This window comes from Shewanella phaeophyticola (assembly GCF_025398315.1).
GTDB classification, from domain to species: domain Bacteria; phylum Pseudomonadota; class Gammaproteobacteria; order Enterobacterales; family Shewanellaceae; genus Shewanella; species Shewanella phaeophyticola.
Genome location: NZ_JAODOQ010000001.1, coordinates 1,858,293 through 1,883,307, shown reverse-complemented (window position 1 = coordinate 1,883,307; position 25,015 = coordinate 1,858,293). Strand labels below are relative to the sequence as shown.

26 protein-coding genes, 1 tRNA gene and 1 pseudogene are annotated in these 25,015 nt (G+C 39.0%); 6 read left to right on the top strand and 22 right to left on the bottom strand.

Going from position 1 to position 25,015, the window contains the following annotated elements; genetic code table 11:
* Window positions 1-96: 96 nt before the first annotated feature.
* Entirely contained in the window at window positions 97-360 is a 264-nt protein-coding gene (locus tag N4T56_RS08830; protein WP_261732959.1) for an SDR family NAD(P)-dependent oxidoreductase, read from the top strand.
* A 50-nt stretch (window positions 361-410) separates the two neighbouring features.
* Window positions 411-806: an SDR family oxidoreductase gene (locus N4T56_RS08825; protein ID WP_261732958.1), complete on the top strand. Its 396-nt coding sequence runs from the start codon at window positions 411-413 to the stop codon at window positions 804-806.
* Between the two features lie 220 nt (window positions 807-1,026).
* Here the strand turns inward: N4T56_RS08825 and N4T56_RS08820 are convergent, their stop codons facing one another.
* The 9 genes from N4T56_RS08820 to N4T56_RS08780 form a co-directional block, all read right to left on the bottom strand.
* Entirely contained in the window at window positions 1,027-1,695 is a 669-nt protein-coding gene (locus N4T56_RS08820; protein ID WP_261732957.1) for a hypothetical protein, read from the bottom strand.
* 5 nt (window positions 1,696-1,700) lie between these two features.
* The gene (locus tag N4T56_RS08815) at window positions 1,701-2,564 is read right to left on the bottom strand and encodes a tyrosine-type recombinase/integrase (RefSeq protein WP_261732956.1); all 864 of its coding nucleotides are present in this window, start codon (window positions 2,562-2,564) and stop codon (window positions 1,701-1,703) included.
* Entirely contained in the window at window positions 2,516-3,136 is a 621-nt protein-coding gene (locus N4T56_RS08810) for a hypothetical protein (RefSeq protein WP_261732955.1), read from the bottom strand. The genes N4T56_RS08815 and N4T56_RS08810 overlap by 49 nt, the downstream gene beginning before the upstream one ends.
* Before the next feature lie 5 nt (window positions 3,137-3,141).
* Window positions 3,142-4,188 (bottom strand): hypothetical protein, encoded by a 1,047-nt coding sequence (locus N4T56_RS08805; RefSeq protein ID WP_261732954.1) that lies wholly within the window; start codon window positions 4,186-4,188, stop codon window positions 3,142-3,144.
* On the bottom strand, window positions 4,158-4,355 hold the full coding sequence (locus tag N4T56_RS08800) for a hypothetical protein (RefSeq protein ID WP_261732953.1): 198 nt from the start codon (window positions 4,353-4,355) through the stop codon (window positions 4,158-4,160). Before N4T56_RS08800 ends, N4T56_RS08805 begins: the two co-directional genes overlap by 31 nt.
* A 100-nt stretch (window positions 4,356-4,455) precedes the next feature.
* Window positions 4,456-5,130, bottom strand: a complete 675-nt coding sequence (locus N4T56_RS08795) for a hypothetical protein (protein WP_261732952.1) — start codon at window positions 5,128-5,130, stop codon at window positions 4,456-4,458.
* Window positions 5,131-5,285: 155 nt separating this feature from the next.
* A complete protein-coding gene (locus N4T56_RS08790; protein ID WP_261732951.1) occupies window positions 5,286-5,564 on the bottom strand; it encodes a hypothetical protein in 279 nt (92 codons plus the stop codon).
* Entirely contained in the window at window positions 5,548-6,636 is a 1,089-nt protein-coding gene (locus tag N4T56_RS08785) for a hypothetical protein (RefSeq protein WP_261732950.1), read from the bottom strand. The genes N4T56_RS08790 and N4T56_RS08785 overlap by 17 nt, the downstream gene beginning before the upstream one ends.
* Window positions 6,637-6,689: 53 nt before the next feature.
* On the bottom strand, window positions 6,690-7,268 hold the full coding sequence (locus N4T56_RS08780) for a hypothetical protein (protein ID WP_261732949.1): 579 nt from the start codon (window positions 7,266-7,268) through the stop codon (window positions 6,690-6,692).
* Between the two features lie 301 nt (window positions 7,269-7,569).
* Between N4T56_RS08780 and N4T56_RS08775 the strand changes: the two genes are divergently transcribed.
* A tRNA-Val gene (locus N4T56_RS08775) sits at window positions 7,570-7,646 on the top strand.
* Window positions 7,647-7,951: 305 nt separating this feature from the next.
* Here N4T56_RS08775 and N4T56_RS08770 read toward each other — a convergent pair.
* A complete protein-coding gene (locus tag N4T56_RS08770) occupies window positions 7,952-8,818 on the bottom strand; it encodes a competence protein CoiA family protein (RefSeq protein WP_261732948.1) in 867 nt (288 codons plus the stop codon).
* A gap of 155 nt (window positions 8,819-8,973) precedes the next feature.
* Between N4T56_RS08770 and N4T56_RS08765 the strand changes: the two genes are divergently transcribed.
* Genes N4T56_RS08765 through N4T56_RS08755 form a run of 3 tightly spaced genes read left to right on the top strand, consistent with a single transcriptional unit; the run spans window position 8,974 to window position 12,873 of the window.
* The gene (locus N4T56_RS08765) at window positions 8,974-10,971 is read left to right on the top strand and encodes a glutathione synthase (RefSeq protein ID WP_261732947.1); all 1,998 of its coding nucleotides are present in this window, start codon (window positions 8,974-8,976) and stop codon (window positions 10,969-10,971) included.
* 47 nt (window positions 10,972-11,018) lie between these two features.
* Window positions 11,019-12,464, top strand: coding sequence for a DEAD/DEAH box helicase family protein (locus N4T56_RS08760; RefSeq protein WP_261732946.1), 1,446 nt, complete (start codon window positions 11,019-11,021; stop codon window positions 12,462-12,464).
* On the top strand, window positions 12,421-12,873 hold the full coding sequence (locus N4T56_RS08755) for a hypothetical protein (RefSeq protein WP_261732945.1): 453 nt from the start codon (window positions 12,421-12,423) through the stop codon (window positions 12,871-12,873). Before N4T56_RS08760 ends, N4T56_RS08755 begins: the two co-directional genes overlap by 44 nt.
* A 263-nt stretch (window positions 12,874-13,136) precedes the next feature.
* Here N4T56_RS08755 and N4T56_RS08750 read toward each other — a convergent pair whose 3' ends face one another.
* From N4T56_RS08750 to N4T56_RS08700, 12 genes and pseudogenes are all read right to left on the bottom strand, one after another.
* A complete protein-coding gene (locus N4T56_RS08750) occupies window positions 13,137-13,895 on the bottom strand; it encodes a hypothetical protein (protein ID WP_261732944.1) in 759 nt (252 codons plus the stop codon).
* Window positions 13,895-15,103, bottom strand: coding sequence for a ComF family protein (locus tag N4T56_RS08745; protein WP_261732943.1), 1,209 nt, complete (start codon window positions 15,101-15,103; stop codon window positions 13,895-13,897). The genes N4T56_RS08750 and N4T56_RS08745 overlap by 1 nt, the downstream gene beginning before the upstream one ends.
* A 372-nt stretch (window positions 15,104-15,475) precedes the next feature.
* Window positions 15,476-15,820, bottom strand: a complete 345-nt coding sequence (locus N4T56_RS08740) for a hypothetical protein (protein ID WP_261732942.1) — start codon at window positions 15,818-15,820, stop codon at window positions 15,476-15,478.
* Between the two features lie 461 nt (window positions 15,821-16,281).
* Window positions 16,282-17,715: a DUF4145 domain-containing protein gene (locus N4T56_RS08735; RefSeq protein ID WP_261732941.1), complete on the bottom strand. Its 1,434-nt coding sequence runs from the start codon at window positions 17,713-17,715 to the stop codon at window positions 16,282-16,284.
* Window positions 17,716-17,771: 56 nt separating this feature from the next.
* On the bottom strand, window positions 17,772-19,631 hold the full coding sequence (gene pglZ / locus N4T56_RS08730; protein ID WP_261732940.1) for a BREX-1 system phosphatase PglZ type B: 1,860 nt from the start codon (window positions 19,629-19,631) through the stop codon (window positions 17,772-17,774).
* Entirely contained in the window at window positions 19,600-19,812 is a 213-nt protein-coding gene (locus N4T56_RS08725) for a hypothetical protein (protein WP_261732939.1), read from the bottom strand. Before N4T56_RS08725 ends, pglZ begins: the two co-directional genes overlap by 32 nt.
* Window positions 19,813-19,814: 2 nt before the next feature.
* Window positions 19,815-20,486, bottom strand: a complete 672-nt coding sequence (locus N4T56_RS08720) for a DUF4276 family protein (protein WP_261732938.1) — start codon at window positions 20,484-20,486, stop codon at window positions 19,815-19,817.
* Window positions 20,483-20,701: an AAA family ATPase gene (locus N4T56_RS08715; RefSeq protein ID WP_261732937.1), complete on the bottom strand. Its 219-nt coding sequence runs from the start codon at window positions 20,699-20,701 to the stop codon at window positions 20,483-20,485. The genes N4T56_RS08720 and N4T56_RS08715 overlap by 4 nt, the downstream gene beginning before the upstream one ends.
* Window positions 20,702-20,800: pseudogene (locus N4T56_RS22720) on the bottom strand (AAA family ATPase); the annotation flags it as partial.
* Window positions 20,754-21,569, bottom strand: coding sequence for an AAA family ATPase (locus N4T56_RS08710; RefSeq protein ID WP_261732936.1), 816 nt, complete (start codon window positions 21,567-21,569; stop codon window positions 20,754-20,756). The gene N4T56_RS08710 and the pseudogene N4T56_RS22720, both read right to left, overlap by 47 nt.
* Window positions 21,562-22,839: a BREX-1 system adenine-specific DNA-methyltransferase PglX gene (locus N4T56_RS08705; RefSeq protein WP_261732935.1), complete on the bottom strand. Its 1,278-nt coding sequence runs from the start codon at window positions 22,837-22,839 to the stop codon at window positions 21,562-21,564. The genes N4T56_RS08710 and N4T56_RS08705 overlap by 8 nt, the downstream gene beginning before the upstream one ends.
* Window positions 22,836-25,004: a BREX-1 system adenine-specific DNA-methyltransferase PglX gene (locus N4T56_RS08700; RefSeq protein ID WP_261732934.1), complete on the bottom strand. Its 2,169-nt coding sequence runs from the start codon at window positions 25,002-25,004 to the stop codon at window positions 22,836-22,838. Before N4T56_RS08700 ends, N4T56_RS08705 begins: the two co-directional genes overlap by 4 nt.
* Window positions 25,005-25,015: the final 11 nt, after the last annotated feature.

Genomic DNA, 25,015 nt, shown 5'->3' with positions numbered 1-25,015 from the left:
CTGACCCAATACCGCAGTAATTAATGGGTCGTCCTTTACTTCAACAGCCTAATTTCAACACCCTAATTTCAACACCCTAAAAATAGGAGGTCATTTATGGACGTAAGCGGTAAAAAAGCTATCGTGTTTGGCGGTAGATCGGGTATCGGTTTGGCAACCTCTAAGCTGCTAGCTTCAATGGGGACGAATGTGATTGCGGTCAGTCGTGATCCAAGTAAGGCTGGTGAACTTCCTGTCGGTGTTAGTTTGGCCAAATGCGATGTACTTGATTGCCAAGCATTGGCCTTACTGTTTGAGCTGCATGCACCTTTTGATATTTTGATTAGTGCAGCTACTGGCGGCTCTAGGGCTATTGAGTAGCCATTTTTAGAAATGGATATAGACGGTTACCAAGCCTCGTTCGATAAGCTTTGGGGTTATGCCAATGTGGTGCGTTATGGCACTCATTACCTTTTAGCGCTGATGGCGCAATTGTGTTGGTTAGCGGATCTCCTGCGCGTAAAAGTAAGCCGGGACAAATTGCCTTATCTTCTGTAGGTGGCTCGGTTGAGGCATTTGTGCGTGCATTAGCGCCTGAAATTACACCGCGCAGAATTAACCTTGTTTCACCGGGTGTTATTGATACCCCTATGGTGCAAGCAAATGTGGCTGAGCGTGACAATATTTACCAAAATATGACCGCGAACAATTTGATCCCACGGGCAGGTACAGCCGAAGAAGTCGCCCAAGGTATTGTGTTTTTGGTGCTAAATGATTTTGTTACCGGAACAACGATTGATGTTGATGGTGGCTGGCTACTGGCGTAGGCCTTGTCTAATCAATAAATGGGGTCAGTTAACTTACAAATGATCCTGCGAGACGCCGCAAACACTTCCATGTGGGCTTAACCAAAACATCCTGTTTTGGGTACTCGTTGGCTCATCTGCACCCGCATTATTATCTTTTCGATTTAGTATCATTGATGGTTGCTGGAAAGAGTTATATAACAGAAGTTAATTCATTTTTGGACATAAGTAAGCTAACACTTTATTTGTTCTCATAGCTCAAAATCAATAGAAAATGCAAAAAGCTAAACAGGCTGTGATGTCGTTGTATCCGCTTATATCCATTGTTGACCAATGCGATTTCTAAAAATCCATTACCATCATGGTTACCTAAGTAGAGTCCTTGATCCTCTTTTGCAAATAAAAAGTTTTTAGGATTAAAACCAAAATCTGAGATTGTTTTTTTCCACCGAATTTCAATGTGCTTTGACTCTTCAATAGTTAAATCGGCCCTGTAAAACGTGAATACTAAATGCCTACCCTTTAAGCCTAAAAGTTGACAAAAACGCATAAACATTCTTGATAATGTTGAGTCCGGACACCTCAACTCATAACCTTTACCTGGTACGGCGTATTTTAATATTTCCATGCTCAACCTCACGTTAGCTAAGGTTAACGGTTCAACCCCTATACTCTTGTCGAATTTGTCGCAAAGATACATAAATACTTTACTGGATTTAGCAACAGTTGCATCAGCTTTGGCAACATAGTCGGCATTATGTAATCTTGGAAAGGCTGGGATCAATGGAAGTCGCTTACCTATGCGCGGGTAATGTTGATGTATTTGCTCAGCATTATTAAGTAGTTGCAGTAACTCTTCGAGTGGCACATTGTAATATTGAGATGACTCGATAACCGAACTGACTTTCAAGGCGTTCAGTGCGCGCCTAAAGTCATGCTGCTTATCTCAGTATTTGGTTTTATTTCTCTTACATATGTTGAAAATGTTGGAACCGACAAGGATGACGTTAATGGTGCAGGCTTTATTGCTAATTTCGCTTCTGTATCTCGAGTGTAATAGATTAACCTTTCAGCCAAACTTAAGCCCGGCTCTGGTTCTAGCCAAGATACTCGCCCAACACATTCTGAAGTAAAATATTTAGTTAACGTAAAGGAAGGCTTAAAGTCTAAGTAGTACAAAATATCTTTAAGGTGTAAATAGCTATTTAACGTTGATTGAACATCTTTATGCCCCATCAGATGAGCCAAGATGAACATTTTTTTACGGCTATTCATATTAAAGCGTAATCTGCTTTGTAACCGTTGTAGGTAATCATCATCGAATATTTGATGACCGAACATCGTTAGTTGTACACGCCCCTGCTTTATGGTTCTTGGATTTAAGCGGCACCAAGACCAATTAGCAAAACTATGACGAAGATGATGAATTCGTAAAGTGTAGTCTTGAGTAAAGTGACGAATTAAATCTGTTATTAACTCATAAGCCTGATTGACTCGAGTTGCATCTTCAAACAATAGCGCCTTTTTGTTTGCACCTGAGTGTTGCTGTATTTGATATCGCACCCGTAACTTTTCTATGGCTGTCATTGGCCAAAGTGCATCTAGTGGTAACTCCCGTCGAGCAGAAGTCGTTTTGAGCGTGCGATGCTGATTGGGTCTAACCGAAAGCTGCACATAGTCAAATGCATCTTTGGCTGGCGTATTGACTTCAAATGAAAAGTCAGCCCAAGTTAATTTTGAAGCTTCATTCCTGCGTAAGCCGCTGTAAAAGCAAAACATAACAAAAAATAGGCATATTGATAGACAACACCATCATGAATATGATCTGTGAGATATTCCAAGACTTCATCAATATGACTTGGGGAAATTAAATTCGCGTCTACTTCACTAGAACTACCAATAACATCAATATCGGATAGGCAGAGATCACGAACTGAATTTGTTTCGACTAAAAACTGTGCGAAATAATACACATACTTTTTTCGTTGTGCTGAGGTAAACATTTCAGCGGATTCATTGAGCTTATTAGCCCAATCTTCACCCGATAATAACCCTAGATCGCAAGTACTAAATACGGCGAGAAACGGCTTGCTCAAACTTCGACATAATCCACTGCAGTGGCCAACTTTAATCGGCGCTTGTAGGTACCTCCCATTTTTTAACAGTGAAAATAACCAAGAGCATAGCAGCCAGAGATAAGGATTGGCGGTGACATCTAATGACTTAAGCTTTTTACTCAAAGTATCTAAACTTTCTGATCTTGATGCTTCTTTGATTAAATCCGAATAAATGGCATCTAGTTGTTTTAATGTAGTATCAATAGCAATAAAACAATGGTTGTTGTTGGCCACATGCCTCAATTGTTTAAATTCGTTTGTGCATAAATCACTTGCCCTAACAAATGCGGCTCGAAATATAAGCATGCTTTATCAGTTAAAATCCGCATAAAAGCATGATCTGGTAATGCTTGACTCATACTGGGTAAAAAATACATCTGATACTGTACTGGTCCTAACTGCAGAATATTATGAATTTTTCTCAGTGTACGTAATTTAAGCATTGATAGATCCGGCCAATCAAATTCAGATGCTGTATTTAAATACTTGAGGATACACGTTTGGATCTTTGATGTGTCTTGTTTTACGTTAGCCAATTGTTGTAATGCCATTACCGCAACATCACTCAATATGTATCTTGTTGGCTCTGTTGCTCGCTGCTGTTTTTGCCAATAACAAATTCCGCCGACATAAAACACATCCTGAGGATGCTCAAGGATCGAAAGAAGCTCCTGAGTCTTGCTCACATTCACTGTTAAATAAACTAACAGTGCTGCTCGCCCTAGTTTTTCGTTATTAGATAGAGCTCTATTTGGGCTAATTAATTCTTTATCGAGTAGCGAGTAAAGCATATCAACAATCAGCAGCTTGACGAGCTCAACCGGTGATAAAATAGGTTTATCACGTTTAAGAGTAACAATAGACGGTATGTTAGGAGAATCTATGCCATGATGTTTTTTGGCATAGTTGAGTATTGATTGTAAGATCAACAACTGCGTTTGCTTACTCAACACCGCTGGTTTTAGTTGCGCAATTAACGCCTCTAGCTCAGCAGGTAAAATTTTTGTTTCGGACAGAATGAAACGTTTTTTTAAATGTCCAAGTAAATTTTTATAAGATTGATAAAAATCCTGTTCAGCTTTACTTTGAGTATCATCTTCAGCTTTGCGTTGAGTATCATCTTCAGCTTTGCGTTGAGTATCTTCTTCAGCTTTGCGTTGAGTATCTTCTTTGAATGCAAACTCATCTTTTTTTATATATGCATCAAACACCTCTCGATATAAAGGGTGAAATTTTCCACTTTCGTTGAGGTTTTTTATGAAATGACGGACTTTAATAATTTCCATCCAACCTCCTCAAATAACTCATCAAGCACAGGGACAATTTCATTAATGGCTTCAACATGGCTTAAAGCTGAATAATGACCTAATGGCACTTCTCCGGCTTGCCAATGACCCATTTGGAAATTGATTAACTCAGGACAAATATTTTTCTCTAGTAAATGAGATTTCAACCAATGTCGTCCAGCATTAGCAGGCAGTTGTATTGTGTTTTTACAATAGTTAACAAGCTGTGATGGTGATAAATTTGTCGCTACAACACTATTGCCTTGTCTATTTAAAAAAGAAAGGATCTTGTTCTTTACGTGAATTACGGATGACTTTGTACCATTGTGTTGCCTGAGAATGATTAAAACTCAACACGTTTTGCTCAACGTCAACTATGTTGTCAATCATGCTGCACATCTTTGGCAATAACACGCGCAACAATGAACGTAAACATCCTAAGTGACGTTTATATTCGTTCAGTTGAGACACTAAAACATTGGGCACTGCGACGATACGAGAATGACTAAAGTCAGAATCGTCTTTATCACTTATACCCATTAAATTTAATGACGGTAAAAATATGGCAAATGTCGGTAACGGATTCCAAGCCGCTCTATAGCCCGTTCCAAATAGCAACATCCAAGCTGTATAAGCGGTAAATGCATTATGATATTCAATCATATCTAGCAATCGATGTTGAAAACCAGGTATAGACGCTGACACTCGCTTTGTTAACGAGTTAATTAAGGTTGATATGGCATCATTTGCCGGTGTGAATGATGACCCCAAGAAGGGATTAGTTTGATCAAAATGTCGAAGCTCAAATAATGAAATCGGTAGTGGTTTGCCCGTGTACCGTTGAATATCTTGTTCAACATTTTGCCATAATTTGGAGAGTTGCTCGGTTCTAAAATGATCCCTGACATTCGCGTAACTTCTCGCAACACGAGTCGTGTACATATGAACTGCATAGCTATAGTCGATAAAAATAGGATCGATAACATCAGTTGAATTAAGATAATAACTAACAAAGTTAATCAATCGTCGGACACTTACGCGGCCTGAAGCATGTCGATCTGATAGCTTTTTTAGTTTTCGCACGACTGAACTCGTAATTATTTTTGAATCTTTTTCCTTAAGGATGGGTCGGTTAATTGAGCCACCCGATTTTCAACTATGAGTTTTAGTAAAAACGAGGGGCATGGCGTAAATACCTCCTCTTTGACTTCCCTTAACCCTTCGTTATCCAGCTTAGCCTTTGCTGAATGGCTAATATAGAAGAACCACCACCCTTGCCCAAGATCATCGACATACAAGCCCTGCTGTTTTTTAGATAAGTCTGTAAACACGACTAAGCTTTGTATTTCTTCTATAGATTTACTTAGCAATAACATTAGCCAAATCACTATCGCCATTCTCGCGGTTGGCTGGTCGATGCCCCATCAAGATTAATTTTTCAATGAAGAAGTTAAGCTCTTCAGGCATTAATAATTGTGTATTTTGTATACCCATATTATGAGAGCGACGAACACTTGCGGTAACATCAATAGTTGTTCGCTTTTGTACGTGCTTATTGAAAGGAATAGCTGTGTCGAGTAGTTCTGTTTTATCACGTTTTGTATCAACGTCACGGTTATTAATCACAAATGTCTGAGCAGCATATTGATCATCATCATTTAAACCTTCACTGTTAGGTATTAAAGGTTCGTCAGGGATCAATGCGAATATGTCATCATGCGCGCCGACAATCGGGATCGCAATGGGATCTGCATAACGTTTAGGTACTCTATCAATTGCAGGTCTTCTTCGAGTGATATGTTTTGCAGGTTTCCAATCATTTGAAAAGAAATGACACAGTGTTCGAAGATAATTTTTATGTGGTAGATATGGCCATGTTTCTTTACTTGTAAGATATTGATCTAGTTGGTGGGCAATGGCCGTTGGTGAATCGGCCGATGTATTTGGTATTGTCTCGCGTACAAAATTCAGTTCTGGGGCAGTGGTTCTCATGAAAAGCCTGAAATTAGAACAGGCATCTTCTTCCCTGGTTGAAGATTCCCTTGCTAAGTCTTTGTCTCTGAGGGTATCTAACACTGAGTAATAGTGCTTGATGAATGTAGCAAATAATTCGCATGATTTTATCGTCAGGTTGTACTCATAAGATTTAAGCAATACAACATAAAAGGGATATTCACTGCACCACCCTTTTTGATACTTGGTCCGGTGATATTCATTGCTGATATAACGATCCTCGATATCAAAACTATACTTGTGCAATGCATCAAAAATATAGGTTGCCAAATGCAACTCTTTCATTATCGATTGTGCTGAGTTAAAAGATATATTTCGTATACCATCTATCATTCGAATTACTTGTTTAAGTCCCCCGAGAGATTCTGGGGCGAATATACGCTCAACAAATTCATCTAGATCTTCACTCACTTCGTCTTTGCCAATTTGCGGCATTTTGAGTTCGCAATATAGACATATATGCTCTATTAAATGTTGTTTGAGACTTGTCATTTTAATCTGACCGTTTTAGTGCTGACATGTAACCACTCGCACAATTGTGTTTTGGTTTTTATCATTGGAAACAGCGATTGCCATTGTGGGGAGTTAAAAACTGATGGGTGTTCATCAGTGACAAACCATTCAGATAGAGATTGAGTGATTGAATCACCTGTGACATTAACAAACTGTTTTAATAACGGCCTAACAATATCATTGAGCATTAATAAATGGAGTGTGTCTTTATTAGGGCGCCGAGGTAACACAATGCAAGGTACTGGAGCTTTGGCATCACCAGCATATATTTTACATAGCTTTTGATAGGTCAATAATCCAGAAATTAAACGATAATAACCAGCCTCAGTTTTACTTGCTAACAAGGGTGCTTGATATGAGTCGAGCAATATTGATGCGGGGGATTCGACGCTATCATCTGAACTTGGTTTTAGAGTGCTAAGAAGGTTAAACGATTCACAGAAGGTTTTAAGCGAACGCTCAAGTTGAATTTGATTAAATGCAACCATCTCGAGTTTAACGTCGACTAGCAACTTATCTAAACTCTTATTGAAATGCTCAGCATGTACGTTCATCACTCCCCCTAAATGACAAAATAGTGGTCAATTTCGACATTTTCATATTGTGCCTAAATCGCGCCGACTTCAAGCAAAAATATTGCGAATATTCGCTTAAATTATCGAAAATGAGATACTGATTACGATACTAAAATGAGATTAATAAAGGGATACAGCTGAAATGTAGAGTTTGGAGAGATTTACTAAAATTAAATTTAACACGTCTTGACATGGTAGGGGTCGGTGGTTCGAGTCCACTCGGGTGTACCACTCTTCTCAAAGAGTTTAAACATTGAGATTTTATTAAAAAGTAAACAATACACCCGTAGCTCAGCTGGTTAGAGCACTACCTTGACATGGTAGGGGTCGGTGGTTCGAGTCCACTCGGGTGTACCATTTCTAGCTTTAATTCAATGCTTTACCTCATTAAAAATCACTTTACTCTGTGCCCAAACCAAATTAAAAACTACTATCTTAAAATATATTCAAACAGGCACAACATTTCAATCAATAAATAAATTGATATGCTTATACGCGGTAAAAATCAAAGTTAACATCATTTGTGCCCAAACTTGTGCCCATGTGCCCAAATTAGTTTTTAGAAGTGACTTGCTGTGACCCCTACCCTAGTTAGTAAAAATTGAACATCTTTCACATAACCGATAGTTTCTATTTATACAATTTGACGGCTTACGACTAAACTAGAAGTTACTAACATAAAGGTGTGTTTTACAATTAGGACATGAATTAGCTATGTTTTTATAACCAGTAAATGTGTGTCCGCATCCTAAACATTTACATTTTGAGAGTTTATGCGCAGGTATTGTAAAATGATTAGTGGCTGATTTTTTATTTCGAAGAGCTTCATTAATTTCGTTATTTCTGTCATCTATTAACTTATCCTCCCTTGGGTGATAGTACCAAGATTTAGCTTCAATACTTGATTTCAACCAACCTAACAATTGTGTCCTTGCAGTTCCAAGCTGATCTTCATCAGTAAAAGGTTTACGGTAGAAAATCTGAGTCAACTTTTCGAGGTCAAAGATTAATGCTCCAGCTTTAGCATTTTTTAACAGCCGTTTACTAAAAGGAAACTCTCTACCACGATACGATAAATATACGATTAGCGTTGCAGTTCCAAAATTAAATATTACATCAACTTGTTGCCCTAGAAAAATTGAGTCAATACTGTAGTTAACTTCTCGGGTGTTAATCAATCGTTCACCTGTAATTGTGACTATTGAATCAATTGAATTATTTAATTGTCTGGGAACCGTGATATGTTGATTGTAACCTGGAACTTTTAGTGCAAGACCATCAATAAATAATTGATGAATCATCATCCGTAAAGACACCTGAAATGAGAATTCACAATCAACTATATCTTCTTTTGAAATATTTCGAGTATGGTGCGCAAAATGCCATTCTCGTTCATCACCATGACGTGCAGATAAAGGCAATTTGCATGAAGGACATACACAATTACAGTCTATACCACGTGTCACTTCTGCTACGTCTTTCCATTCGCCAGTGTTTTTATCTCGTCCAAAAGGTATACCAAGCAACATAAATCAATCCTTTGACCTTAAGATCATTTAATTTGAAGCGTATTGTGTTTCTTATCAAAAAATATTGATAATTCTATGATTAATATTAATTTAATCGAACTTATCAAGTAAACTATATTATGTGTATTTTATTGAATTCAAGGATGAACAAAGACATGAACCATAAATCAAAACAACATCGCCAACTTATCAACGAAATTCTTGAGAGTGATGCTTTACATGCCCACCAGGTTGATGCGGCTACAAAAACATTTTCTGCTCTTACTGGAGCTGTAAGAGCTGTTGTTACCGCTGCAGAAATGCAAGCTGGAAAGTCTGGTATTGCTCTTGCCTTATGTTGCTTACAGCGTTTAAGCCTTAGCGATCAAGAGATCTGCGAAAGAAAACATCTTAAAGACACACTCTATCTCGTGACCATGCCAGATACAGCGTTGAAAGAGCAAGCTGAAGATGACTTAGTACTTGCGAAAAATGTCATCGTTAGCAACTTTGTAAATTTTGAAAAAGCACTTGAGAACGAATTCAAAGGAAATCCACCTAAACTCATAATTATTGATGAATGTCACTACGGTTCAAATGTTTCAGCCGTTCGATATAGCAAAATTTTTGATTACTTAGAGCAGGAAAATGACTCATGTAAAGTGGTGTTCATTTCTGCAACCCCTTTTGGTGCATTGTATGGCGCAGAAACAGAATATGAAGAAGCTCTAGAGCTTCAAGCTGAAGCCGAATCTGAACAAGACAACAAGCTATTAAAAGAAGCTAATGAAATTGCTGAAAAAGCACTAAAAGATTCTATTCTTCGCCGAGACTTCAACACTCGCTTAGTTTTCCACAAAACAAGCAACGAGTACTATGGCGTTAGAGAAATGCTTAATAATGGTAAAGTTCAAAGCTTAGAAGGTGACAGCAGAAACTTTCTTTACCCTTCTGATGAGCGAGATGCTTTCATTAACCAGTTTAAAGCACATCAAGGCGTAGGTTGGTCTTTAGTTCGCGTCCCGGCAGGCAGTGCAATGAATGCTAAAGAATTCATGATCTCACAGGGTGTGGCAGAAGATTCAGTTTACATATTAGGTAACTCTCTGAGCGGTGTACCTGAAGATGAACATTGCAGTATTGAACGTTTTAAAAAAGAGTTTGATGATGCACAGTTATTTGGAGATAAACTAATCGCAATTACTGTGGCTGGAGCAAGAGCCGGAATTAATTTTGGCGCCATGATGAAGAATAATCTGATATCAACCTGGGACAGTACTGTTGCAAGTGTCGCTGCTGTCGTACAGGCTAACATTGGGCGAGCTTGTGGTTATCATGGTAATAACTCATCTATGCACTATACAAATATAAATGCAGCTGAAGCTTATGCTGCCATTTTAGACCATCTAGAAAAAACATGTTCAGAATCAGCCGCTTCAGATTTCGATGGTTTGAAAGAATTTTTTGAAGATGTTTGCCAAGAATATCAAGTAAATGGATTAGATGTTGGACTGACTATAAAATACAAACGCCGTCGTCCCATCGGAGATGTTGAAACTTACAAGACCAGTAATTACATAGCAGTTCCCGCAAAGTTACTAGACCATGATTCAGATTTTAGTCACTATACTGACGACAAGCATATCTTGCAGGCCATTGATTTAATAAGGAATGAATTTACTGCTAAAGGTGCTCCAAGTGTTAAAGGCAATAGAGCCATGCGGGGCAAAACCAAAAACTGGATCAAGGCGCATTGGATCAATGGTGACAGTTACAACAACCCAGAAAAAGCTCGTGTAGATGGCACACAAAAAGAGAAAACCATTATGTACACGCAGATGCTTGATCAAGGTGAATATCTTGAATTTAATCGCGTGGTAGCACCAGGCTCTGGCGAGTTGTCAGAAAACAAACTCATTACAGCCTCTATATTTAGCATCTACAACATATCCCGTAGGCAGGTTGATAAAAAAATCATGACTACAGAGGATGTATGGGAGATGTGCGATCACTTTGGTATTGAACGAGATGACACAATGTTCGTTATTTATAAACGCGGAGAATACGATCTCGAACGTTCACTGCTCAAAAAAGAACACAATAAATTACCTGCAAAATCAGGCGAACTCAGTGATGAATCTCATTTCTCTGATACCGCTGAGCTTATCTACTAAATATAAAGGGGGGAATCTCTCCCCCAACCTGAATTAAGGTACATACAATGGCGCAAAATCATCGGCTCTATGTTGAAAAAACAATTCAAGAACATACATTCGAACACCAGCGAAATGCGGCTCATAGTACATTCTTTAAATTTAATTCGGGCTCAAGAGCGGTTGTCATTGCAGCAGAGATGCAATCAGGAAAATCTGGGATTGCTTTAGCATTAGCAGGGTTACAACGACTATCACTTTCTGATGAATTCATTAGTGATAGAAAAAAGTTAAAAGATACACTTTACCTAGTCACCATGGCTGATATAGCCCTTCAAGAACAAGCTAAAAAAGATTTAGCTCCATGTAAAAATGTCGTTGTAAGCAACTTTACCAACTTCGAAACAGCCCTAAAAGCGGATTTTAAACATCAACAGCCACAACTTATTATCATTGATGAATGTCACTACGGTTCAAGTAGCGACAGTGTCCGTTATGATAAAGTGTTCAGTTACTTAGAAAAGGATAATATTCATTGCCGAGTTGCTTTTGTTTCCGCAACACCATTCAGCGCTCTTTATGCTGCGGGTGCAGACTCCATTTTACACCATAACTTTAATACCTCCCTCGTATTTCATCAGACAAGTAGCGAATATCATGGTATTCGCCAGATGTATCGCTTCAACCAGATTATTAAACTTGATGAGAGTCACCGAGATTTCTGTGAAGAATCGCTGATGAGAAAGCGCTTTATTAAGCAATTTAAAGAACATGTGGGTACTGGTTGGTCTCTCGTCAGAGTTCCAAGTAGTCAAGCAAAGTTGGCAAAACAGCTCTTACTCAAAAATGGTATTGATGAAGACCAAATTCACATAGTTGGCCAAAAGTTAGTCGGTGTTGAGGATCATGAACTCTGCTCCATTGATGATTTAAAAAGAGAGTTTGAAACGGCGAGTCTATTTGATGAAAAACTGATTGCTATTACTGTCGCAGGATTCCGCGCTGGTGTTAATTTTGGTCAGGAAATGAAAGAGACATTAATCAATACCTGGGACAGTAGTATTGCCAACATTGCAGCAGTAATCCAGGCCAACATTGGTCGTGCATGTGGCTATCATCAAAATACACAGGCAAAACACTATACCAATCTAGATGCGGTTCGAGCATACAGTGAGTTATTAGAGCATTTAGAGTCCCGAGATAAGGACAAAGAGTTTGAAGGACTTCAGGACGTATTTGAACAAATTTGTGCTAAGTATGATGTCCGAGGATTCGACAGAGGCACTGTTGTTACACCAACAATAGAAACTATCGTAACCAGAAAGCTTAATGACTCAAAAACATACTTAACCAAAGGTTACATTGTCGTACCTGGTAAGCTTACTGATTCAGACTTCGATTATAGTGCATTGACTACAGACCCTGAATTACTAAGCGTGATTCAGCTTATTCGGCAAGAACTTCTCGACAATGATGCAGCCATTTCGCAAAAAAGGTCGCGCATTACGTGGTGATCATCAAAACTGGATTAAGGCTCAATGGGTTAATGGTGTCACTTATAATGACTACACACCTAGTTGTGCGAAATCTAGGGCACAACATTTTACTCAGTGCTTAAATAATGGTGAATTAGTCGAATTCAACCGCATTGTTAATCCTGGCGGTGGTGAGAAAACCGAAGATAAACGAGTGATGGCCAGTATCTTTAGTATTTATAATTTGTCAGGACAAATGGACGCCTACAAGCGTGCGATGGACATCGAAGATATGGCAGAAATTTGTACGCTATTTGATATCGAGCTAGATGACACGTTAATCTTGCTCTATCAACGAGGTGATTACTCTCAAGAGCTAACCGATTCGATCGTACAAAACGTTGAAACTATACAAAGTGGTAGAGTAAAACATAACAGTGTATTTTAGGTAAACATACTAAGGGAAATAACACTTTTACAGCTCAGTTTATAGAGCTTATGTAACCCTCCCTTAAAATCAATACCAGCTTAAATTTTGGACGAATCTAAACCGATTAACTCTATAAGTGAGCGTTCACGGAAAAGGCTAAACTGTTTTACTTGAATAAAATGACGACTAGTTTGAAATCTACTATTTTTAGGGGGGATTACCATACTGCCCATTGTGTAAATTAAAAGTAATAAATATTGCATAATTAACAACAACACAAACTATCCTCTTATGCTGCCGTATCCATCACTTCGGTCTTTAGATTTAAATCTATGAATCAACAGCTCTGCCAATTCATACTTAAATTTTGCTGAAGAATGTTTACCTCGATGAACAATATCAAATGAGTATATTTCATTGGCAGTCTTGTATGTTGATTTTCCTCCCTCAATAACTTTAAGTACGTACTTTTGCTCTACAAGAAAACTGTTTAATTGCTTTACACTATCAAATTCCTTTACTCCTTTTGTATAGAGTATGTCTAGAAGTTCAGTGGCTGTTAACCCATTCGAGTTGTGATAAATGCGAGTAATACTGTCTATAGTGATATCGTTAATAGGTTGTTCAGTGCGTGTTGAGAATACTCTTACTTTCTTATCACACTTTAAAGCTCTTAGTATGTTGTTGTAAGAGCCTTTGCTTTGTTCATCCCAAACAACAAAACTAATATTAGAGTCCGCTGTCATTTGTTCATCTTTGTAAGTCTGTCTTTTTCGTTCACTTTTGATTCCGTCGGGAGTTGTGATTTGTTTAAAATTGAAACTATTCACAAAATTCCTAGGTGTATCATTTACTGAATATACAGTTACACTTGTGAACCCAATTTTCTCACAATAATCTTGAAGCAGTGAATCAAATCCAGCAGCATCACCCACTAATATCTCGAATTCTTTGATTTCATTTATCTGATTAATGCTCTGAATAATACGTTCAGGTAAACGCTTGATACTAATAGAGCCAGAAAAGAAAACGCTACCCATTATCTATGTACTCTTGTTTTAGTTAATGTTACAACATAAACGTCATTTACAGACCCTTTATTATACATCGTCCGGGTCAACTCTTTAAGAGTTGACCCGGATCTGAATAAGTCATCAATAATCAGAACTTTTTTGTTTCTATACCGCTGGTCGACATTAAAAGCCCCTTGTAATAAATTGCTACGTTTTTGAGGACTCTCAATAGATTTTAGTTGATCTGTATTTTTTACTTTTTCTATATATGTTGGATCATAGATAATCCCCAAACGATTGGCAACTTGCTCCGCTACTACATACACAGGTTGAAGTCGTCTAACTTTTGAAGCTGGTGCGGGGACAATTGCAGATAGGTCTTGTGTTACATTCCTCGTCTGTATGAATGCAACCAACTCATTGACTAATTGCGAAATATACTGCGTTTCATTATGGTATTTAAGTCTATTTAGCGCATGACCAGTTGCTGTATAAGTATTTTCAAAACTTCCATTTCCTAACATTACACTTTTAGCTGTGTGTAAATGTAAAGCCCAGCCCGCTTTCCAGTTTCCCTGAATGTTAATTGCCATTATTTTTTGCTGAAGAACAAAACCTTTATTGACCTTTACGATACAAAGTTCGGTTTTTAACTGGCCATGTTCAAAGCAAAACTTATCTATCTCTTCTTCGTTATCCACCTTGTATATATGACCTATATATTTACCATTATCCATAACGAGAATAGCTAATGGGTCATAATTATTGTTTATATCATGTTCTAAGGTTAATTTTTTACCATCTAAATTCGAAGCAAATTCAGCCCTAAGCAAATTATTATTATTATGATGTTTTTCATCTATCAAGCTAACGTTAACGCAAGGCGATTTAGATGAAATAAAATACGCATGAGGTTCACTTTGATCGTTAACATCTTTTCTAAACTTAGCTTTAATATCTTCTTTATGTTTCTTCTTTAAACTTTCACGAGTCTCATTTGGTGTATCGAACCTAGCAGCAAACTTATTCTGTGAATTAGAATTATCTATACTGGCTGCATTACTCTTAGTGGAAAAGTTGAGCATGTGATTTGTAGCATTATTACTTCTAATTTCCTTCTTGACAGCCCCCGCCCCATTTAGTAGGTTAATTATTTTGTCAAACTCTCTAGCTTTTTTAGCATTATCAGGTAGATTAATTACGGTGTTTTTAGCGTTAGTAGTTGATACCTTCACTTGTGATGTAGAAGAAACAGCTTGACTACCTTTATCTAGATAGTCTGTGAAGTCACCCCATTCATCGTAGTCATTAGGCTTTATAACTTTTCTTGTCTCAGATTTTTTTTGAAATGTTTCATTCGACTTATCTTTCGCTAGAATATCTTTTTCTTTTTGCTTCTTGACGATTTAACCATGTTCCAATAACTACTGTTATGAATAAAACATGTGGCATTGCTGCAATTATGCAAACAGGATTTAAGCAAAATCCAAAAAAATAAATTGATTAAGAAACATTACCACAATAAAAGTACCTGTATACAGGCTAGCTACTTCTTTTGTTTTTTCCCAAAGTTTATTAAACATCATTTTAATCTCAAGTAGCTATATTCAGAATGGTATATCATCATCCCAACCTTCATCTAAATCAGGGGTGAAATTTTGTGCAGGCCTTACTGGAGGTTGTTGTTTTTGTAGATGATTTTTACGGAAATATTCACGATTAGCCGGTGTCCCATCATCCATATTCATTTTTTTAACAGCCTCATCAGAAAAACTAATACTCCTATTTAGTTTTATATTCAATACTATTTGACTTTCATCTTTACACCTATGAACTTCTCTTTGACAACTATCGCAAAATTTTACATTTATGTCTTGGGTAGGACTTAATTTTTCCCATTTGGCATCACAAGAAATACCCCATGCGCAATTTCTAATATATTCCTTTATCACTTTATGGCTCCATAAAATTCAATTATTGCAATAATAAGTTAACTTTGTTGTTGTGCAAGCAAGTTATGAGTATTGATTTATCTTTAGATACTACACTTTAAATCTAAATAACAACTGACGTGGTCAACTGAATTCGGTCGCTCGAGTTACTGGTTCGCTCTCATGGTGATCACATGAATGCTCAAATTTAAATAACCCCTGTAAAGCCCGCTCTTAATGCATCTGCTAAATACTCTGATTTCATCAATTGAAATATCGAGTACCCAATATAGACTATTTTCGAAGGACAAACGGGAGCGCACTGCATCGGCAAATTTGTGCTCAGATAATTGGGCTGAACTAATATAGTAGTGATAAGCTAATGTGCCTTGCCATCACAATTTCTATAGCTCATCGCCATACTTACTTGAGCTTAAACCTAACCACTCACAAAAGTCGCCTTCTAGGCTCACTGGCATATATTAGTTTCGACAACATTTTTTAAACTTTTTACCAGAGCCACAATGACAAGGCTCATTAACTCCTAGTTTTTGTCCTACGAGTAGCGGTTTAGATTTTAGTCCTTCTTTAGCATCATCGAATGCTTTCATTAGGTTATCAGAAAATGCAGAGGTTATTTTTTGAATGGTATTCCCGAAAAATAAATCATAGCCTAATTTTGCCTTTAGATTTCCTTTCTCTGCTGCAAGGTTCATCCAATACTTGGCTTTATCAACATTTTTTTCAAATGTATCACCATTATAATAGTCCATTGCTAATTGAAGCATAGAATCCGTACATTCAAGTTCACAGGCTTTTTCTATATATTTTTTAGCTAACAAAGGGTCTTTGTTGCATGCTTTACCCTCAGAATAATAATAAAATAAAAAACGTGCCGCGAGAGCGTTATCAGATTGAAAAGCTGTCATTAACAGATTTAACACATTGCTGTAATTTTCATCAGAATAGTGTTTAGCACCCAGTAAAGCTATCGCTGGCATAAAGGATTTTTTTACAGCGACTTCCAAAGCAGCAAAACCTTCTTTACACAATTCTTCGCCTAAATCTTCATTTACAGCTATGTCAGCAAAGTGGAACAAATATTCTGCTTTGCTTCTCGATAACTGATATTGCTTAACTTTAGCGTTATCAAGTAATATCTTCGTATCAAGGTCATCTAATTCAGCATCAATTTCAATTGCAGCTTTGTAAAATGAGGCTGCTATTTTTAATTGTGATTTCTTATGGCTAATATCAGCATAACTAGCTATCAATGAACCTGATTGAGTCTCTTGATCAGAAAGTATTCTTTCAATAGCTTTGCCACCTAAAAACTTATCATGAGCACACTGAGAATTCAGGGCATTAAACACCAACTCTCTCAACTCTAGATGCTCTAAGTTAGCCATGTATAGCGTTTCATTAGGCTTTATGTATCTAAAATCAGCACTGCAAGCTTTTAGTATCTCAAACAATAACGCCCTACCATGTATTGCCTTTTCTTGTACTTCCTTATTTTGTTTATTTCTTTCAGATATAAACTCTTTCTTATATTCTTGAACTTGATATTGCTCTAAATCACCTTCAAAGCTGGGTGCTTTATGAACAGCCCTATTGGTCATGATTCTTAATTCATGGAATTTACTTTTTAATTTGTCATCAATCCTTCCCTGATGACAAAGTTCATTAATTTGAACATGTAAAGAATCATAGTGATCGGTAGGTATTTTATGTAACTTGCACAGTGCTGCAGACAGTTGTTCAAGTACCTGTCTATATTTAAGTAAGGCATATTCCGGAAACACCATCATGACTTCAACAGCCTGACGGTAATCATCACCTATTTTTGTACCAAAACGTGTAGAGAATGACAGGTCATCTACTTCTATTTTACTTGGAACTAAATCTGTACCCATCGAAAACGGTCCTTGTTTTACAGTATTAACAACTTTATTTGTTTAACGAGTGTTTACTAAATCTTGATATTTAGCACTGGCGTTAAGCACTCTTGTAGGCTCAAACCACCATGATTGTAGTAATCACCACCGACATAACCTGCAATGCCTGGAGCCATCGCAACTGTGACACTTGGGTTCCAATGCCAAGGAACCGTTAACCCAGATGAGCCCATATTGTCTTTCAAAATAGCGCAACGAGTTAAGCGTTTTTTTACTGATGTTTTAGGGATGCTCGCCTCAGCCAACTTGTTTGGCACCCAAAGCCAGCCGTGATCTGTTACCACCTTAATACGCTTCCATCCAGCATTGAAAAGCCCTTCTATCCGAGCGGCAACATCATTAAGCACAGCATCAATATGCAATGGCATTTTACGTTGTTGAGCATGTCCCATGTTGTCGAGATCGCCGGTTTGCACCCAGGCATAACCATTAGGATCACCAGTTTCTAAACCATCTAAATATTGCCAACCTTTTTCGGCTAAGGCTTTTTTAAACTGATAAGCAGAAAACTCTGACTCGGTACCTAATAGAACGGGTGTAAAGTTTTCATTATCTTGTAGCCCAGACAATAGATCTGCTACTGGCGTAACCGCAGCTTTAGCCGTCGCAGTTAACGATGGTAGTGCCGCCCATTGCGAAGTTAAATCGATATTGAGGCCAAGCCTACTTAACTTAACTTCTAATAATTTCGCGGTATCAAAACGCAAACCATCAACAAAAAAGATAACCTCACTGCCTACTGTGTAATGTGATGTAGATTCTTTAATTTGATTATCACCAGGGTAGCCATTTTGCTCCACAAGGGTTTGAAAATTTAATGACACCTGCTCTAACCAAGGGGAATAGATAACCGTTAGCACATCAGCAATCACTTCTTGCTGGTGAATATCTTGCGCCTTAGCCATGGCGGCAATAGCCGAAGCATCAGCCTGCCAAAATCGATCTTGGTAAAACTCTGCCATAGCTTGAGGAGTTGAACCACTAAAGGGGATTTCTGTATGCTCAAGCACAGTTTTTAACTCAGCTAATATTGCTAGCCATGGAGATAAACCTAATTGAGCCCAAACCCAAGATTGGCGCTGGTGCTGTTCACTCCATAATCGAGCAATAACCGCAGCAATATCAACACGCATCTTATCTTTTAGTGCTTTAAGCTCGCTCTCAATAGCACGTTCATCACGGTTATTCTCAAATAGGTAATGCTGCGCCTCAAACGCTAAGCCTGATGGCTCAACGTCAGTTAAACGCTTAACCAGTAGAGGGAGGTTAGATGCGCTATCAATAAAGCGCTGCCACACACTTTGCCAAGCTCTGTCGGCTTCACATAACAGACTTAATGGGATATTCAGTTGAGTCTGAGTTGGTGTAAAACCGTAATTCTGAGCACAAGACTGCTTGAAAATATCCCATTTATTACCCTGCCATTGGGACTCTTTCTCTTGGGGGTTATTCAGCCAACCCAAAATATCTTTAGCTGGATCATTTAACACAATGGCATAAAACCCATCCGCGGTGAGTTTCTTACCTTGTAACCGTTCTGCCGGTGATTCAAGAATATCCGGTAACACCTGAATTATCGCATCTAAGGTTTTTTTATCTTTAGCTAAATCCAGGCCTAAACCAACATTGGGATTGGTCAAAAATGACGACACGCTCCAATCACGGCCAGCGGTGTTGTAAGCCCACCAGCAACCTCGATATTGAAGTTCAGCTAACGGACGTAGAAAATCGGGGCACTGCTCAATGGCACGTAAATCTTTGCGCCCTACTCCTGGTAAATAGATAATGGGCGTTTTACCAGCAGGTAATTGGCAATCCTCTAACATCCCCGCAATAGCACACTTAATCCATATTGCAGAGCACAGTGCGCTCATCAGGCTTATACTCGCCAAGCTCAATCAACTCAGGCAGTTGTTGTTTGATAAACGGCATTGCAGTCTGCCACTGCTTATCAATATCTGTCCATAAAATTGCCGCTGGAGCAACTTGTACAGCAGAATTGTAGGTAGCACAGTTTCGTAGTTGTGTTGCTAAAAAATCGATTACTGTCGCCATAATTACACTATTTCCAATGCTTCAATTTGTTGCAGCCATGCATTAAATAACTCACATTTTCCACGCATTACTTCAAGGCCAACGTCTAGTGCAGCTAGCGTTCCCATAAGTGGTTTTTCATAATTATGAATTAACTTTATGATGCGCTTACTCGGTGCTGTTTGCGGGCTGTTGTTGATGTGTTCAGGTGAAGCGAACTTATCAGCTATAGCTTGGAACTCCGCAACTAAATCCGGCTTATCCATACCTAAAGCCATTTTCTCAGGATCGCTGAATAATAAACCTTCAAACTCATACATTTGTACAAAAGGAATAAAGCGCCTCATCACATCAGTACCCAGCGCCTCCGTCAACTTTGCGATCAATTCATTTTGTAGCGTTGTTGCTTTATCAGTAATCGCTGCATTAGCCGCTAAAGCATTTTTTCCAGGAAATGATTGGGGTAATCCATAGAAATCAAAGAAAGTAGTGCAATAACAATTTTTATCTGCAGTAAGGCGATTTCTTACATCGACCAGAAGACGTTCGAATTTGAAGTTACCGCCTTTATGCCCAGGTTTACCGATTAACGAAGGCCTTAAATAAATACCTTTATGGGCAAAGGGCTCTACCAGTAAATCTTTAACAAAAGCTTCTTCTGTTTGCCCTTCACAAATTACATGAACGGTGATCATTTTGACGGCCTCCCGCCTAAAATATTCTTCTCCCAAAGCTCACCAATTGAGTAATCCTCAAGCCAAGATTTAAATTCACCTTCTTCTAAACGTTTAAAGCTAGATGCGCCATTTTCTCTTTCAACAACAATAAGATCATCAATTTCAAATTCATTCAACAAAGGCACAGACTGAGTTGAAACAATCACCTGCATCCGTTGTGACGCTGAGCGCAACAGCGCCCCTAATAATGTAATTGCGTAAGGGTGCAATCCAAGCTCAGGCTCATCAATAATGATGGTTGAAGGTGGTGTAGGCTGCAGCAAAGCAGTCACTAAACAGATAAAGCGGATCGAGCCATCTGATAGTTGGCTGAAGCCAAAACGGATAATCGCTATCGGCTTGCTTCCAAAGCAAGCGGATCTGTTCTTCGCCTGAAGGAAGTTTAGTGGGTTTAAATGTAAAATCATCAAAAAATGGAACCGCTAGACGAACAGTTTTTTTGATCTGGCTATACACATCAGGAAATTCAGCCCGAAGTCCAAATAGATAGGCCGCCAAGTTTGAAGCATCTGTTCGTAAATATTCATTGTCATGAAGTGCACCTACACGCTTAACCGCAGCGGTGTCACTCGTATCATGAAAATGGAAAACCTTCCAAGTTGAGATTGAGCTATAGCAGTGCCTAGATATTGGTTTAACACTCATTTTTAATAGGGACTCCATATGCCCAGCCCCTAGATTCGGTGACGTAGTCACAAGATCGCCCTTAAAGTGCACATCTTCTGACACGAACGTAAAGCCATCGCTTGTGGTAGGTTCTAGTTCAACATGGTAACCATTTCTGCCAAATAATAACGTTGACGAAAAACTACTGGTTTCTTTCAAACCAAAAGTTAGAACTCGATCGGCACCACCTTGCTTACTATTCCAAACTTGCAACCGCCCTTCAACAAGCTCATGCAACATACGAAAATAACTAACAAAGTTACTTTTACCAACGCCATTGGCACCGATAAGTACGTTTAATTTATTAAGTTTGAGCTTATCCAACTTTCGGATAGATTTAAATCCATTAATGGTTAACGTGTCTATCTTACTCATTAGCTTCCTCTCTTGCTTTACGCTTCTCAGCCAAGCTTAGATGGTGGTCGTTGATGCGATCGCCTTCTTTGCCGCCGTATTCTGCGCCGAGGTGGAACCATGGGGCTGAGGCGACGTCTGTGCCGCGATCTTTCTTCCAATGAATATTAGGAGCAGCACGAAGAACCCCTGCACCTTTTTTACCCATATCTTGGGCATACATGAATGGACGAATATTTAAACGTACCCCATCATTCAGATCTGGGTTCCAACCAATAGGTTGTTCCGCTAAAGGTTTCCAACGCACAAAGATATCTAAACCTGGTTTACCTGGCAGTGCTTCGCCTTCTAATATGGCTTCTAACTGCACTTTTAGGTTTTCTGCGGCAGACAAACGAATGTCTGCCCCATCGATATTATCGGCGATACCACGCTTTTGAGTACTGATCCAGTCATCAAGGTAAGTATAAATAAGACGTTCAAGGCCTTTATAGTCGAGCTTGTGATAATTCACTAATGCCGAAAAACCATCTTTTAAGCCATCCCAGATTTGCCAAATAAAGGGTCTATGCTGGAACAACTTACAATGCTGTTCAAAAAACTTATCACGAAGCCAATCATCTATGCTGGTGGATTTCACCGCTTTAAGCAGCTTAGCTTCAACCGAGTTTGACCAGGTTGTGCCATAGGCTTTTTGTAATATTGCCTCTACACGTTTAACCGCATTCATTTCACCACGAATAGCCGGGATACAGACAATGCCATCATCATCGACTAAACCATCAAAGTCAGCATTTTTTAGCATAACCTGGCGCATTTCGGGTGCCAGTTCCATGTCTTTGTCTAGCTCAGCTGGCCATTGGTAACCAAGCAGACGAGCTACGGCGACTTGCAGTACTGTATCATCCTGGCGCAATTCACCCACGGCAGTAGTTTTGGTTTCTTCATCCCAAACTACCGAGGCACATGGATGGCCATGGAAGAACCATTGTGTTGGATCGTCTGAATGTGGTTGTGGGATGCCGTAGGGGTATTTCTCTTCGGCAATTTTAGTCCAATATTTAAGTTCAAATGGTACTTTAGCTAAAGTTGCATTGGTTACATTAAGTTTAGAGTCAACTTTTCGAACCTCATTATGATATTGATCCGAAGAGCAGTAACACCAAACAGCAGGCAAGTACTCTTCTTTTTCAGGAACAACCGCAGCTACGTTTGTATTAAATTTAGAACCGAAGTACATAGACACAGGTAATGAGCCCATACAACTCACGGCAACCCCCTTTTGGGTCACACATTTTTACCTTGTAGATCTCGTTTTCTGTCACGTTCCTGAGATGCCGCTAACCTTCGCATTACACCTTTTCCTTCCTGATAGAATGCAACTCTTTCCCCACCTTTAAAATGAGTCGTTTTATCTGTTGTACCAAGAAAGTACTCCCAACCATCTCGAATTGAATAAAGCTCGCTGAAATTACGGACGAACATTGGATCATCATTAGTCGTAATGCCCTTATGCCCTTGTGCAAGCTTAATCAGTAAATTATTTTCATCACTTTCATATGATGTAATTCTATGATCTGGGTTTTGAAGCTGACTTCGCTGACTAACATTTTTTATCACTTCTTCAGATAAACTTATTGATTTCGGATTTACACCGACATAGTCACTTACATCTAAATCAACATATAGATCATTTTTCTTTGGGATGAGGTTCGCTACTGATATCAAGATTGGTGCGACATTCAATGTCGTATTAAATGCGTCATAACCTAACCTAACAATACAATTTATCGTTTTATTATGTAAAATACTGTAACGTAAATTTTTATAACTACTTAAAAAAAGCCAATTCTGAGGCATTACTAAGCAAACTGAGCTTGAAATAAGCGCAAGTTCAAAACATCGCTCCATAAAAACAGTAGCTAAATCATACTTTGAAGTAAGGTAGTTCAGGTCGCAATAATCTTTTACAACCTTACCCTGCTTAGTATTTGTAAGATATGGCACATTAGTAATTACCAATTGATATTTATCAACCAGAAGACCTGCTGCCTTTGCCAAGCCTTGCGCAGCTGCCTTAGTTTCATTACTTACTTCAGACTTATTGGAAAGTGCTATTTGTAACAGTTCCCAAGGTGGTATTTGTCCTTCTTTAAGCGCTTTTGTTGGGTCAATCAAGCTCCCTAGTGTCGGAGCATCTTTAAAGGTGTGTTGCATCCAGGTAATAGCATCAGTAAGTGTTTCATCGCCTTTAGCTAAATCCTTCCATTCTTTCTGCGCCTCAGTAATCGACATGCCTGAGCAAGCCAGTTGCAACTCTGGTAATGCTCGATAGCCTCCCGCACCAGGATAACGCCATGCTTCAAGCGCTAAGGCAAACGCAGCCAACTCCACACAACGTTGGTCTAACTCCAGGCCATGGATGTTATCGCGCAGTACCGCATTGACCGCGTCTTTAGCCGTTAAGCCTTCAAGATGCATGCGCATTGGCACTAACATTAAGAAAATCGCCACCAGGAAATGGCCAGAACCACAACAGGGATCGAGGGTTTTAAGCTCACTTAAATGCTCAGGCCATTTGTCAAAATCACCTGCGGCAGATTTCCATTTTTTTATTTCCTCTCCGCTGCTGGTACATTTTTCCACTTCTTCAACAAAGCGCAGGTACTCAAGCGGTACGCCAGGAATAGCGGCAAGTTCACGCAGTTCTTGTTCGCTGTTAGCGCGGATTAAGTCATCACAGCTTAAACGACGCTTAGCCCACCAGGCACCTAAGGCGTTATCGAGTAAAAAGCTAACCATGTAGGGTTCGGTAAATAACTGGGTAACTGGACTTAACTCTTTAGCACCAATCTTTACCCCAGACTCATTCACCTGTTTTTTCTTTTTATTTTGCCAAAACTGATAACACCAACCCAGGCTGTCTTGTGCTTGGAAAGTGGCTAAATCTAACTCAGCAATGAGGCTTTCTAGGGTATTGATATGGTTAATGGATAGCTTAATCTCAAATACTGGAGAGTCGGCACGGAAGATTTGCGGTAACATTTTTTGTGCTAAACGCCCTGCCAGTTCCCAGCCGTCTTTGCAATCGGGTTCTTCTTCGGCAAGCTCGTTGCACTCATCCAGTGTTACCGGGGTGCCTTCATACATGAGTAGATTATTTTGCTCAAGATAGCGGGCAAACAGCATGCGGTGCCAGTGCTCGTATGCCATTTCATTAACCAATGATTCGGTTTCTTGTTCGCTACCCACGAGCTTATCGCCTAACTGGCGAGCATGGGCGCGCAATGCGTTACGCAGCTTACGCTCATCGTCGGATAAATAGCTCGGAGCCTGGGTATCAGCAACACCTAGTCGTGTTAGTGCATCTGTGACTGCAGCTTCAACCACCTCACGAGCTTTTTCTACTGTTGTCTCTAATTTTTTACGTAATGTTTTATCGAGTGAACTGCGCATAGTTATCTCTT